At 55.7% G+C, this 13,769-nt stretch carries 11 protein-coding genes and 1 tRNA gene; 9 read left to right on the top strand and 3 right to left on the bottom strand.

The annotated features are described in order from the left end of the window. The first annotated feature begins 19 nt into the window (after positions 1-19). From D8M23_RS04995 to D8M23_RS04975, 5 genes are all read left to right on the top strand, one after another. The gene (locus D8M23_RS04995) at positions 20-1,078 is read left to right on the top strand and encodes a pseudouridine synthase (protein ID WP_126853899.1); all 1,059 of its coding nucleotides are present in this window, start codon (positions 20-22) and stop codon (positions 1,076-1,078) included. Further along, entirely contained in the window at positions 1,078-2,214 is a 1,137-nt protein-coding gene (locus D8M23_RS04990; protein WP_126853898.1) for a prephenate dehydrogenase, read from the top strand. The genes D8M23_RS04995 and D8M23_RS04990 overlap by 1 nt, the downstream gene beginning before the upstream one ends. 102 nt (positions 2,215-2,316) lie before the next feature. Further along, a complete protein-coding gene (gene cmk / locus D8M23_RS04985; protein ID WP_126853897.1) occupies positions 2,317-3,009 on the top strand; it encodes a (d)CMP kinase in 693 nt (230 codons plus the stop codon). 106 nt (positions 3,010-3,115) lie between these two features. After that, positions 3,116-4,705 (top strand): ribosome biogenesis GTPase Der, encoded by a 1,590-nt coding sequence (gene der, locus D8M23_RS04980; RefSeq protein WP_126853896.1) that lies wholly within the window; start codon positions 3,116-3,118, stop codon positions 4,703-4,705. Positions 4,706-4,911: 206 nt separating this feature from the next. Further along, a tRNA-Pro gene (locus D8M23_RS04975) sits at positions 4,912-4,985 on the top strand. 213 nt (positions 4,986-5,198) lie between these two features. Here the strand turns inward: D8M23_RS04975 and D8M23_RS04970 are convergent. Then, on the bottom strand, positions 5,199-5,837 hold the full coding sequence (locus tag D8M23_RS04970) for an NAD(P)-dependent oxidoreductase (RefSeq protein WP_126853895.1): 639 nt from the start codon (positions 5,835-5,837) through the stop codon (positions 5,199-5,201). Positions 5,838-6,319: 482 nt separating this feature from the next. Here D8M23_RS04970 and D8M23_RS04965 point away from each other — a divergent pair, with 482 nt between their 5' ends. The 3 genes from D8M23_RS04965 (at position 6,320) to D8M23_RS04955 (ending at position 10,610) form a co-directional block, all read left to right on the top strand. Then, positions 6,320-7,981: an L-lactate permease gene (locus tag D8M23_RS04965; protein ID WP_126853894.1), complete on the top strand. Its 1,662-nt coding sequence runs from the start codon at positions 6,320-6,322 to the stop codon at positions 7,979-7,981. A gap of 396 nt (positions 7,982-8,377) precedes the next feature. Next, on the top strand, positions 8,378-10,039 hold the full coding sequence (locus D8M23_RS04960; RefSeq protein ID WP_126853893.1) for an L-lactate permease: 1,662 nt from the start codon (positions 8,378-8,380) through the stop codon (positions 10,037-10,039). Between the two features lie 178 nt (positions 10,040-10,217). After that, a complete protein-coding gene (locus D8M23_RS04955) occupies positions 10,218-10,610 on the top strand; it encodes a DUF1304 domain-containing protein (RefSeq protein ID WP_006887864.1) in 393 nt (130 codons plus the stop codon). Positions 10,611-10,768: 158 nt separating this feature from the next. Here D8M23_RS04955 and D8M23_RS04950 read toward each other — a convergent pair whose 3' ends face one another. Together D8M23_RS04950 and D8M23_RS04945 are read right to left on the bottom strand one after the other, a co-directional pair. Continuing rightward, on the bottom strand, positions 10,769-11,455 hold the full coding sequence (locus tag D8M23_RS04950; protein WP_126853892.1) for a DNA-3-methyladenine glycosylase I: 687 nt from the start codon (positions 11,453-11,455) through the stop codon (positions 10,769-10,771). A 101-nt stretch (positions 11,456-11,556) separates the two neighbouring features. Beyond that, positions 11,557-12,189, bottom strand: a complete 633-nt coding sequence (locus D8M23_RS04945) for a methylated-DNA--[protein]-cysteine S-methyltransferase (protein WP_126853891.1) — start codon at positions 12,187-12,189, stop codon at positions 11,557-11,559. Positions 12,190-12,608: 419 nt separating this feature from the next. Between D8M23_RS04945 and D8M23_RS04940 the strand changes: the two genes are divergently transcribed. Continuing rightward, complete coding sequence (locus D8M23_RS04940) at positions 12,609-13,544, top strand: hypothetical protein (protein ID WP_126853890.1); 936 nt, start codon at positions 12,609-12,611, stop codon at positions 13,542-13,544. The last annotated feature ends 225 nt before the right edge of the window (positions 13,545-13,769 follow it).

Below are 13,769 nucleotides of genomic sequence, written 5' to 3'. Positions count from 1 at the left end.
CAGGATATTAGGAAAACTGATGGCATACGGAAAGAATAATTCCCGCCCCGGACATACGGGCGGTTCCAAGGGCGTGGGCCCGCAAGGCGGTGGCCGCAAGGCTCAGGGGGGCGCCCCCAAAAACTCGAAGTATGGCGCCTCGCAGTCTGGCGCTTCCAGGGGCAAAGGCAAGGGGAAAGGTAAGTACTCTGAGCTACCTAAGCGTGAACGCCGGGCACCGGGCCGCCCGTACCGTTCGGGGGAGGCGTTTGCGCATGAGCGCGGCGAGTACCGGGCCAACAAATGGGCGGGGCCGCATCGCCCACGACGTCCGCGTGCTGCGCCGGTGGATCATTTCGATTTTTATGACGAGAACGGTGTGCGTCTGCAGAAGCTAATGGCCCAGGCCGGGGTGGCATCACGCCGTGTGTGTGAGCAGATGATCACCGAAGGGCGGGTCACTGTTAATGGTGAGGCCGTGACCGAGCTAGGGGTGCGTGTGAACCCTGCGGATGTTGTGGTTCAGGTGGATGGTATGACCGTGCAGACGAACGATAAGCTCGTGTACATGGCATTTAATAAGCCTGCCGGGGTTGTTTCAACAATGGAAGACCCCGATGGCCGCCCCTGCATTAAAGATTTTTTGCGGTCTTCAATGACGGAGCGGGTGTTCCATGTGGGTCGTTTGGATGTTGAGACTGAGGGGCTGCTGCTGCTGACGAATGATGGTGAGCTGGCGAATCGGCTGACGCACCCCTCCTACGAGGTGCCTAAAACATACCTGGTGCAGGTGCGTGGCCCGGTTGAGTCGGGCGTGGGTGCGCAGCTGAAAAAGGGGGTGCGTCTTGAGGATGGCGTGTCTCGTGTTGATTCGTTTAAGCTGGTGGATTCGGCCCCGGGGCATGTGCTGATTGAGGTGAGTATCCATTCGGGGAAGAACCGTATTGTGCGCCGCCTGTTTGAGGCTGTAGGGTACCCGGTGGAGAAGCTGGTGCGTGTTGAGATGGGCCCGGTACGTATTGGGTCGCAGAAGCAGGGTACGGTGCGTAACCTGTCGAAGGTTGAGATCGGGCATCTACTGGCAAGCGTGGACATGTAATGGGTTCTCAGGATATTTCCCCGGTGCTTACCGGCCCGGTGCTGGTGATCGGCACGGGCTTGTTGGGGGCATCTATCGGGTTGGGCTTGCGTGCCGCAGGAGTACCGGTGTACTTGCAGGATATTTCGCCTACCGTGGAGGCGGTCGCTGAGGATATTGGTGCGGGTACCCGTTGGTCCTCTCTTGGGGAAGCCAAACGTGCCTCATGCGCGCCGCAGCTGGTGCTGGTGGCGGCCCCGCCGGACGTGGCTGGTGACCTGTGCGTGCAGGCACTCAATACATATGCGCCGCACAGGGATTACCCGGGAGCCACCGTCACTGATATTGCTTCGGTGAAGTCTTTGCCGCTGCGGCAGGTGCTTGAGTCGGGGGCTGATGCTTCACGTTATGTGGGGTCGCACCCGATGGCGGGGCGGGAGAAGTCCGGTCCGGTTGCTGCACGCGGAGAGCTGTTTCAGGCCCGACCCTGGATTATTTGTGAGCATGAGGCTGCCCGCACTGAGTGCGTGAAACTGGTGCGGGCTTTAGCGGTTGAGCTGGGGGCTATTGTGACCGCCTTGAGTGCGTCTGAGCATGATGAGACGGTGGCGCTCATCTCGCATGTGCCGCAGGCGGTGAGTTCTTTACTTGCCACCCGCCTGCAGCACACACCGTTATATGCGCTGTCGCTGGCGGGGCAGGGCCTGCGTGATACGGTGCGTATCGCGGGGAGTGACCCGCGTCTGTGGGTGCAGATTTTCGCGGCGAATGCGGAGCCTATGGTGCGTACACTCTATGGTATGCGGCAGGATCTGGACCGTCTGATTGCTACACTTGAGAACCCTACCGCCCCCGGCGCTCGCCTGGATTTGGCGCAGCTCATGAGTGAGGGGAATGCGGGGGTGGCTCGCATCCCCGGTAAACATGGTACGGTGCCGACCGCATTTGCCACGCTCACGGTGTTGGTGGATGATACTCCTGGGTCTTTGGCGCGGCTGCTGGCCGATATTGGTGAGCTGGGTGTGAATGTGGAAGATCTGCGTCTGGAACATTCAACCGGGGCAGATGTAGGCATGGCCGAGTTGTCGGTGAGCCCCGCTAAACATGATGGGCTGGTGACCGGACTGACCGAGCGGGGCTGGAAGGTCGTCACCTAGTGGGTGGGGTGTCCCAATGTTTGCGGGGAGGAATAAACGCCCCAATCCCGTATGCTAAAAGCAGGTAAGTACCTGCGCATCACCATATGAAAGCGAATAAGCATGCATGAGAAACCTAAGTTAACGATTGCTATTGATGGCCCTTCCGGGTCTGGGAAATCTTCAGTCTCAAAAGAGGTGGCGCGTCATTTTGGGCTGGCGTATCTTGACACCGGCGCCATGTACCGTGCGGCAACCTGGTATGTGCTGGAGCGGGGGATTGACCTGGCTGACGCTGAGGCTATCTCCCAGGCGGTGGTTGAGATGCCGTTGGTGTTTGGTACCAATATTAAGGAAGAAGAGATCCTGATTGGCTCTACCGATGTGCGTGAGCAGATCCGCTCTGAGCGGGTTTCGGCGGCGGTCTCAGCTGTGGCGTCCGTCCCGGCGGTACGTGAGCACCTGATCGGGTTGCAGAGATGGGCCATTGGGCACGCCGTGAATGGTATTGTCGCTGAGGGGCGTGATATTACCACTGTGGTGGCCCCGGACGCGGACGCGCGTATCTTGCTGACTGCTTCAGAAGAGGTGCGTATGGCCCGCCGCGGCCTGGAAAATACTGAGAAGTCGGGTTCTGCGGGCGATTTGACGCAGCAGATCTCTGAGCGTGACGCCCAAGACTCGAAGGTTAATAATTTTATGCAGGCCGCAGCTGGTGTTGAGCTGATTGATAGCTCCGAACTGGACTTTAACGCCACCGTTTCGGCTGTGATTAATGCGGTCAACGCGCAGGTGAAAGCAAAACGCGGGGGATAACCCACGCAGCAGTATGTAATGTGCGAACCGTCCGACTCTCAGGTTCCTTAGTGGGATGTTTATTGGGAGGTGGTTCGGGTGTTTGCAGTGTAGAAAGGGGACGCGCATGGCTGAGAACGATGCTATCCGCGATGACTACGAAGACAAATATTTAGGCGGCGGTGAGGATGATGTCACCGAGCGTCTAACTGATATTGACGATGAGACCGCCGAGGCGCGCGCGCAGGCTCTTCTGGAGGGGCTTGAGGATTATGACCTTGATGAGGAAGATCGTGCGCTCTTGGGCGCCTGGGGTTTTGAGCTTGATGAGGAAGAAGAGCAGCTTGCTGACCCGGTGGTAGCGATCGTGGGGCGCCCCAATGTGGGGAAGTCCACGATTATTAACCGTATTTTGGGTCGGCGTGAGGCCGTGGTGGAGGATAAGCCGGGGGTGACCCGCGACCGTGTCTCCTATAAAGCTGAATGGTTGGATAAACGTTTCACCCTTGTTGATACTGGCGGCTGGGAGTCTGATGCTCGCGGTATTGACGCCCAGGTGGCGGATCAGGCGGAAATCGCAGTTGAGCAGGCCGACGTTGTTATTCTTGTGGTGGATGCGCGCGTGGGTATTACCGCCTCGGATGAGCAGATTGTGCGCATGCTCCGGCGCGTGAAGAAACCCATTATCCTGATGGCCAATAAGATTGATGACGCTCACCTGGAACCGGAGATTTATAACCTGTGGTCGCTGGGAATGGGGCAGCCTTTCCCGGTTTCGGGTTTGCACGGTCGTGGCCTTGCGGATGCCCTTGACGAACTTCTAGAGGTCATGCCCGAGCACTCCCAGTATGCGCAGCCGGATGCGCCAGGTGGGCCGCGCCGTGTGGCGCTGATTGGTCGCCCCAACGTGGGCAAATCCTCGCTGCTGAATAAGCTAGCGGGCTCTGAACGTGCAGTTGTGAATGACCTTGCGGGTACTACGCGTGACCCTATTGATGAGGTTATTGAGCTGGGCGGCTACCCGTGGCGGTTTATTGATACGGCGGGTATTCGCCGCCGCCAGCATATGGCGAAGGGGGCAGAGTTTTATTCTTCGCTTCGCACTCAGACAGCCCTGGAACGCTCCGAGGTCGCGGTTGTGCTTCTGGACGTGTCTGAGCCGCTGAGTGAGCAGGACGTGCGTATTATTCAGACCGCTATCGATTCCGGTCGTGCAATGGTGCTGGCTTTCAACAAGTGGGACACCCTTGATGAGGAACGCCGCGAGATGCTCGAACGTGAAATTGACCGCGACCTGGCGCACGTGAAGTGGGCTCCGCGCGTGAATATTTCGGCGAAAACCGGCTGGCATAAAGATAAACTGGTGCCCGCCCTGGAACGCTCGCTGGAGTCCTGGGATTCGCGTATCCCAACGGGGCGGCTGAACGCTTTCTTAGGGGAGCTGGCTGCGGCGCATCCTCATCCTTTGCGTGGTGGTAAGCAGCCGCGTATTCTTTTCGGCACGCAGGTGTCGTCGCGCCCGCCGAAGTTTGTGCTTTTCACAACCGGGTTCTTAGACCCGGGGTATCGGCGTTTTATTACGCGCCGCCTGCGTGAAACTTTCGAGTTCACAGGCACGCCGATCGAAATTTCGATGCGCGTGCGTGAACGCCGCTCCTTGGGGGAACGTCAGGGCGGTAAGACGAAGAAGAAGGGGAAGAGCACCCGCAAACGGTAGTCCCCTGCCCCGTGGTGTACTGGGTGCCTTGTGGTGGTCTTGAAGAAGCCGCTGCGAGGCGCCCGTGCTGGCATGGTGACCCCTTATGTGAGCAGCTGAGAACGGTAGCGCAAAAATTTCTGTTCCTTAGTCTGTGCCAAGTTGCACGGGGTAAAAACCTGGGGTATAGTTTATCGAGTGTTCAGGGGAGGGTTCCCCGGAATCATCGGGTTGTGGCGCAGCTTGGTAGCGCACTTGACTGGGGGTCAAGGGGTCGCAGGTTCAAATCCTGTCAACCCGACGCGGAAAACGCTCTAATCGGTAGAACTATCGGTTGGGGCGTTTTGTTGTATCTGGTATTGTGCATCATAAGTTACTGGTTTTGGCGGTTGACACAATGTACGTGACCGCAGGCTAGCTATGACCGGAAGGCAGCAACTTTAGCAGCCTCACGTGAGCGGATGCCGCTTAAGCCCTCATCGTTGTCTCGCCGGTGGCACCGCGTAATGGTGAGTTAGTTGCCGCCGCTGGTAATAACAGCATCGCGGCCAATCCACTCAGCATCTTGGGCGGCACGGTACATAAAATGGCCCACATCGGCGCGGCTCACCTTTAGTACCGCGGATTTCATGGAAATATTCTCTCCCACCCGGTAAGTGTCGGTGGCTGGGCCGTTTGTTAGAGCGGTAGGGTACACGATGGTGTAGTCCAGGTCGCTGGCGCGGAGCAGCTTTTCTGCCTCAGCCTTATTCTCATAAATATTGCGCAGTATTGTCTTATACACCGCTTTCTGGCTGAAGGTGGCCGAATCGTAGGTGTGCGCAACACCGAAAGACGATAACCACACCAGGCGGTGAACACCGGTGGCAGATGCCGCCTGCAGAATCGCCAAGATGGCGTCCGTAAAAAGGTTCTCCGCCCGCAGGGCTTTACCACGGCCTAGAGTGGAGATGATGACGTCCTGCCCGTCCATAGCTTTCGTTAGATCCTCAGCTGAGGTGGCATCACCGCGAACCACCTTCACTTGCTGCCCGAACTGTTCCAACGTTTCGGGGTGCCGGGCTAAGGCGGTGACGGTATCCCCATGTTCCAGGGCTTGCTGAAGCACTTGTTGTCCGGTGGGGCCGCTGGCTCCAAGTAAAAGGATATTCATAATTATTCCTCCCAGGCGGTATAGGCGCGCTCTGACAACATCTGCGAGTTTACTTAACAATGGTAGTAAAGTTCATGTAGAAGATAAATGTTTTAGGCGCACGGAATCTGCCCCCAAGTAATAGCCCTAAAGGCCGTTGAGCTGTCTGGATATCCAACGTGTTGAGGCGGGTAGTGGAATAATAGTGCGGAGCGCAGTGAAATCTTCAGGTTGTGATGCAACTATGATGTTTCAGTCTTTAGGTGGGGATATTTGCGAACAAGTTGTTATGAAGTGGTACATTCATAAGTGGGACGGGGAACACATAAGCCACCGTAACCATCTGGCAGGCAGGTTTAGCGTTTTCTCCGTTTGAAAACACATCAATATGCTGCCGCCAAACCCACAGAAACGCAATACTACCAGTAAGGCGCTCGCTGAGGGAACGACGGCACAGCCCGCATAGAACCACTGCGGGCGCACTGCCGGAAGGACACACCCTCATGTGGCAACAGGTATACGACCCGTTACATTCCACCGTGCTATCAGCCCTCGTTGCGGCCATACCCATTATTTTCTTCCTCCTAGGGCTTACCGTTCTCAAAATGAGCGGCATTAAAGCGGCTATAGTTTCTCTCGTTCTCGCTCTGGGCATCGGAATCCTCGTCTTCGGGCTGCCAGCAGGTGCCGGGGCGGGCTCGATCCTTTACGGTTTCTTAGCTGGCATGTGGCCTATTGGGTGGATTGTGCTCATGGCCGTGTGGCTCTACCGCATTAGCGTGCGCGCCGGGAACTTCGACATCGTCCGTTCCTCCATCTCAGCTATCTCAACAGACCAGCGCATCCAGATGCTGCTGATTGCGTTTTGCTTTGGTGGGTTCTTGGAAGGGGCCGCCGGGTTCGGTATTCCTATCGCCATCTGCGCCGCGCTGCTGGTGAGCCTGGGGTTCAACCCGCTCAAAGCCTCCATGCTGGCGTTGGTTGCAAACGTTGCCTCCGGGGCGTACGGGGCCATCGGTATTCCTGTCAGCACCGGTGCTGAGAAAGGCAGTATTCCCCTTGCTGAACTATCGGCAGATATGATCCCTGTGCTGCAGATTTTTGCGTTTCTTACCCCTGTGCTCCTTGTGATGATCCAAGACGGGCTGCGCGGTTTACGCGAAACAGGTCTGGTAGCGCTCATTGTCGGCGCCGTGTACTCTGGCGGACAGTCGCTATTGCTACAGGTGCTGGGCAACCCCGAGCTGGTCGATGTGATCCCGCCGCTGTTGGCGCTTGTGGCGCTCGCACTAATAATGCGTGTGTGGCAGCCCAAAAATACTTACCGTGAACCTACCGCTCCCACACTCGAAGAGGTACAAGAGCAGGGGGCAGTTAAGCATACCGCCGGGGAGATCCTAAACGCCTGGAGCCCGTTCGTATACCTCTCCGTCGTTATTCTCTTGTGGTCCACCGTCCTCAAGCCGGTATTTGTTAAAGCCACCAAACCGGGGGAGAGCGACGGGCTGCTAGGATTCACCAATATCCCTGTTAATATTCCCGGCGTGCACAAGGCAATAGCGCAGGCAGCCCCTATCGTTCATGAACCCACCCCAGTGAAGGCTGTGTTTACCTGGAACATTTTGGGGGCATCCGGCACCGCGATTCTGGTGGCCGTCGTTATTACTGTGCTGTTCTCCAAGATTAGTTGGAAGGCCGCGTTTGAGGAGCTCGGCGGCACCTGGAAACAGCTGCAAACTCCCATCATTATGATTTGCCTGGTCATGTCCCTAGCGAATGTGATGAACTACGCCGGAATGATCTCTTCCATCGCGCTGGCGGTGGCGGCCGCAGGTGCCGTGTTCCCGCTCCTATCACCCATTATTGGCTGGATTGGTGTGTTCGTGACCGGCTCCGTGGTGAACAACAACATCCTCTTCGCCGGTCTGCAATCAACCACCGCACACCAGATCGGCGTGAACCCCACTCTGTTGGTGGCTGCCAACACCTCTGGTGGTGTGATGGCAAAAATTGTTTCGCCCCAGTCAATTGCTATCGCTGCGGCCGCAGTGAACAGCGCCGGGCAGGAATCGAAGATTACCTCCATGTCCATCAAATACAGTGCAGGGCTGCTGATCGTTCTGTGCGTGTGGGTGTACCTACTCTCACTGGTGATGACGCACTAATCACCTCGGGCGGCTTCAACTCACATACCGCCATAGCAGCCACTACAACTGGCGGGTTCCGCAACGGAAATAACCGAGCGGAACCCGCCAGTTTCATGCGTCTACACCGCAAGTCAGTGCCGCCTCATATGAGTCAATTCCCGCACTCATGGTACTTTTGAAAAGAAAAGGTTGTGTGTACCCTTATTAGTCTCACATGTCCACGTCTCACTACAGCAATGGGTACAGAGCGGGAATAACACCGGTACACACCACTGTTATATACACACAAATACAGATAAAACGCACGATGCCGCCCACACACCTGCCACACCAGTAGCAGGAACCGTGGCGGCATCACATCGTGAAATACCGAGCGGGAGCACACACAGCACCGCCGGGAAGGACTAAAAACTTATGTGGCAACAGGTCTATGACCCACTCCACTCGACTGTGCTTTCGGCACTGGTCGCGGCGGCGCCCATCATCCTTTTCCTACTGAGCCTTACCGTTTTCAAACTCACTGGCATTAAATCCGCGCTCCTTTCGTTGGCGGCTGCGTTGGGTATTGGGATCTTCGTGTTTGGCCTACCTGCCAGTGCCGGGGCGGGTTCGATCCTTTACGGTTTCTTAGCTGGCATGTGGCCTATTGGGTGGATTGTGCTCATGGCTGTGTGGCTGTACCGCATTAGCGTGCGCGCCGGGAATTTCGATATTGTGCGCTCATCGGTCTCGGCAATATCCACCGACCAGCGCATCCAGATGCTGCTGATTGCGTTTTGCTTTGGTGGGTTCTTGGAAGGGGCTGCTGGGTTCGGTATTCCCATTGCCATTGCGGCGGCACTACTGGTGAACCTGGGCTTTAACCCGCTCAAAGCCTCCATGTTCGCACTTATCGCTAACGCCGCCTCAGGGGCTTATGGGGCTATCGGTATCCCGGTCACTACTGCCGCCAACTACGGAAACATTGATCTAGCAGGTCTATCCATAGATATTGTTCCGGTACTGCAGATTTTCTCAATGCTTATCCCCGTACTCATGGTCGCCATTCAAGACGGGGTGCGTGGTGTGCGTGAAGTTGGGCCTGTTGCCTTGCTTATTGGTGCAGTGTTTTCTGGCGGGCAGTCAGCGATTCTATTCTTCCTCGGCAGCCCCGAGCTGGTGGATATTATTCCGCCGCTGCTGGCGCTTGTGGCGCTCGCACTAATAATGCGTGTGTGGCAGCCCAAAAATATTTACCGTGAGCCTACCGCTCCCACCCTCGAAGAGGTGCAAGAGCAGGGGGCAGTTAAGCATACCGCCGGGGAGATCCTGAACGCCTGGAGTCCCTTCGTGTACTTATCCGTTGCCATCCTGCTGTGGTCTACCGCCCTCAAACCGGTATTTGCTAAAGCTGTTAAACCGGGGGAGAGCGACGGGCTATTGGGGTTCTCCACCATCCTGTTTAATATTCCCGGCGTGCATGGGGCAATTGAGCAGGCTGCCCCTATCGTCACTAGACCCACCCCTGTGAAGGCTGTGTTTACCTGGAATATTTTTGGGGCCTCCGGCACCGCGATTCTAGTGGCGGTGCTGGTGACCGTGTTGTTCTCCAAGATTAGTTGGAAGGCCGCGTTTGAGGAGCTTAGCGGCACCTGGAAACAGTTATGGCTTCCTATCCTCATGATCTGCTTGGTGATGTCCCTAGCGAATGTGATGAACTACGCCGGGATGATTTCCTCTATCGCACTTGCGGCCTCAGCTGCGGGCGCGTTCTTCCCGCTTATTTCGCCAGTAATCGGCTGGATTGGTGTGTTCGTGACCGGATCAGTAACAAACAATAACGTGCTGTTCGCCGGTTTGCAGTCTGCGACCGCGCATCAGATTAATGTGAATCCCACTCTGCTGGTAGCCTCGAACACTGCGGGCGGTGTGATGGGTAAGATCGTTTCGCCTCAGTCGATTGCTATTGCTGCGGCTGCTGTGAATAGTGCCGGGCAGGAATCGAAGATTACCTCCATGTCTATTAAATACAGTGCTATTCTGCTGGTTTTGGTATGCGTGTGGGTGTACCTACTCTCACTGGTGATGGCCCGCTAAAGAGCTCCTTGCTCTTCGTCCAATACCCGTTGTCCGGCTCGTCGGTACAGCGAGAATCCGAGCAGGCACGTGGTGAGGCGAAGTATGTGTATAAGTTACGGGCATGTATCTTCACTGGTCTGAGGGAGTAAAATTGTTCCTGTTTACCGATTGACACTACAGCAAGGAGAAGAACTTTATGCCAGCTATGCTGACCGTAGTCACTGTGTTCGCGTTTGTGGCAATTGCCATTCACGTGTATATCTGGATTCTTGAATCGTTTCTGTGGACCAAGCCGAAAGGCCGTGAAGTGTTCAACATGAGTGAGGAATTCGCGGAGTCTACAAAAGATATGGCGGCAAACCAGGGGCTGTATAACCTGATGTTGGCTTGGGTTGCTGCCACCGGCCTGCTCGCTTTCTGGTTTGGTGGGCTTCCGCAGGTGGGTATCGCCCTCATGTTTGCTGGTTTGGGGTCGATGGCTGTAGCTGGTATTTACCTGTTTCTCACCTCAAAAGATAAGCGTAAGCCCGCGCTCATCCAATTTACCCCGCCGCTGCTGGCGCTGATCTTCCTGCTGGTGGTGATCTAGCCTCAGAGGTTTTTAATAGGATGCGCCCGCACCCGCGTATTGTAATGCGCCGGTGCGGGTGCATCTTACTGTTTACGTCATTCTATTGTGTGGTGTTTTCTGAGAAAAGTGTGAGGCGCCCGGTAGGGGGAGGTAACATAACCCCAAATATGAGGGGGCTAAAGTGCCTCGGGGGAGGGCAGGAGCCTGCCGTTTTCGTCGAAAAGCCCCATGACGCCCCTGCGATGAGAATCCAGCAGGTGCGCATCCACCATACCGATAGCGCACATGAGCGCGTAACAGCTGGTGGGCCCTAAAAATTTTCCGCCCAGTTTCTTAAAAGTCTTCGCCATAGCAGTGGACACGTCGTCCTGGGCGGGGACCTCGCTGAGTTCACGCGGGGTAATGGTGCGTTCGGGGAGGAAAGACCAAATGAAGGCTGGCAGCCCGGGCTCAACCCACTGACCATTTGGCAGATAAAAGCCAGCCAGCGAGGTGTCCCCAGCAGCCGCACGGTCACGCAGCTCGATGGTTAATAGCGCGTTAGAAATAGTAGCCTGTATTTTCAGGCGGTTGCGGATAATGCGCTCATCCTGCAACAGTCGTTCCACATCGTCGTTAGTGAACTTTACCAGAGCGTCCGGGACAAAATTTGCGAACAGTTCACGGAACGCCGGGCGCTTCACAAGAACCGTGTACCACGAGAGACCCGACTGGAAGCCTTCAAGGCAGACCCGTTCAAGCATTCCGCGTTCATCGGTAACGGGCACACCCCACTCGGTATCGTAGTAGTCACGTTCCAGATCGTTACGAACCCACGCGGGGTACTTCTCACGGGGCGCGTGATCCCCGGTGCCTATAGCCATGACTCTCCCCATCATCGAAAGTATCTATTGGAACAGCGCGTAGCTCTCAAATATACCAGTCTTTATCGGAAAAATATGGTGGAAAATTGGTGAGCACAACACTAAAACAACCGCCCGCTACGTATATCTTTAGGCTCTTCACGATCCAATAACCAACGTTTACGGTCAAGGCCTCCAGCGTATCCGGTGAGCTTCCCACCCGCACCGAGCACCCGGTGGCAAGGAATAATGATCGCGATTTTATTATGACCAACTGCCTGCCCAACAGCCTGGGCGGGCGCACCAGGGCCAACCATCCGCGAGATTTCACCGTAGGTAACCGTATACCCGTACGGAACTGTTTTGAGATAGTCCCACACAGCCAGCTGAAAATCGGTGCCGTCAGGATCCAGCGGTACCTCAAAATCTGTGCGCCGACCCCTAAAATATTCGTCAAGTTCCCGCTCCGTTTGAGCGAGGATACGCGCCGGGGCCACATAGATGTGTTCGCCACGGCGTTCGGCATCGGCACCTATTGCCTGAGCCACCTCGTCGGCCTCAGCGACTAGACCAGCGGGGTCGGTAATACGTTCGCCCAGCTCATGGGGGAGCGGAAAATGGGCTTGCTCTTCATACCAAATGCCGGTCAGGGCGTTATCACTGGCCGCCACATACAGACGTCCCACTGGGCTGTTGATAATACTATGCCAACGCGGCGGGTACTGCCTCTGAAAGGCCCTCGGTTTGACGCTCATGGTCGCTCCCTGATCGTGAGGTTACTGCGAACCCGCCCATAACAGGGGAGAGCGCTATGGCGTGCCCGCATCATAATTAACCATCATATCGGTTAGCAGAAGATCTGGTTGAGGCGATTGCATAACCGATAGCGGGGGAATAAGGGGCAAACAGGTGATAAAACATGCGGGCTGTGTAGCGTTTCTTACCGTTATGTTTCCTGCGGTTAGCGTATCGGTATTCTCAATCAAGCGATACCTTGAACGTATCGACTCTGCCCCGCGACAGGCAAAACCTGGGAGTATGATTTGAAAATCTTCAGGGGCCAACTGGCAGAGTTCAGAGGGTGCGGTATGCGGCTAAAATATTGTCTAATCACAGACAAACGCCGGGCGGCATCACCACGCCCGCACGCGGTAAATTTCAGCAAGGACGCCCTATGACTACGAATATGAATACTCAACAGCCCGACGACGAACTACAGCACTGGCGTTCCTCAGTGCAGGACTACATTAGCCGCAAAGATGACATTAACCTGTATATCGCTGCGCAGAACCTGAACCGACTAGCCCCCGCCGATCCGCTCGGGCTGTTCGGTCTTGCCAAGGCCCAGCGGCACAGAGGGGAGCTTGAGCCCGCCTACTTTAATATCACCCAGGCGCGCCAGCGCTCCGCAGAACCTGTTGAGGGGATGCTGTTGCTGGAGGCACAGCTCGCCCAGCAGCTCAACCAACATGCTGTCGCCGCAGACCGGTACGCTGAGCTCATTGCTCTTAATCCTCTTGAACCTGGTTACGTCACAGCCCGCGCCGAAGCACTCAGACTCAGCGGCCACACCGAAGAAGCCGATAAAGAACTCCGCAAAGGTCGCGATTTCTTTCAATACGACCAGACCCTACACGACTCAGGAGTTGCAGCCGCCGTAGCAACCGCAGAAAAAGACACTGTTAATATTAACCAGAAGCCCGCTTACCTTACCGCCGAGGCTGCGAAAAACGCCCTAGAAATACTGCGTAAACCCGAGCCGCTTGAAAGCGTCAGAACTGCCTCAGCCCACCTGCGGGAACGCTACGAGAACCTTCAAACCGCCGCAGAATATGCGCTCAAGAGGCACTTCGTTTGGCGCGAATGGTGGCAGATGATCATTATCGGCTTGTTCCTGCTCTTCCTCATTCCGTTCGAATATGGTGTGCTGCATGGGGCAGTGGCACGTATCCTGGAAACCCCGACCTTTACAGAGATCTTCGGAACGGTATTTGCAGTACTCGTGCTGCTGGGTATCCCGCTACTGCTGGGGTTTATTTTCTTCTTCCCTAAAGGCTATAAGATTAGCCGCTCAAAAGCCCGTAAAGCAGGGATTCTTTTGTCACGTTAAAGCCCTCACAATATGTACTCATAGCATGGGATAACGGGTAGGATGTCATCAGAAGAAGCCGCTTGTTCCTAGGGGCGCTGTAATGCCTAATTTTCTGGTACTGCATAATGTTCCCGCATGTCTATCTTAGTAAAGCAAGAGCCAGCCATATATACTGAGGCTAGTAGTGACCTGCAATAAGCATCTTATGTATATTTGAATATAGGATGATGCCTGAAAAGACCA

This window comes from Rothia sp. HSID18067 (genome assembly GCF_003989445.1).
GTDB classification, from domain to species: Bacteria; Actinomycetota; Actinomycetes; order Actinomycetales; family Micrococcaceae; genus Rothia; species Rothia aeria.
Note: the sequence above shows the minus strand (reverse complement) of the source record. Positions and strands in the feature narration are given on the sequence as shown.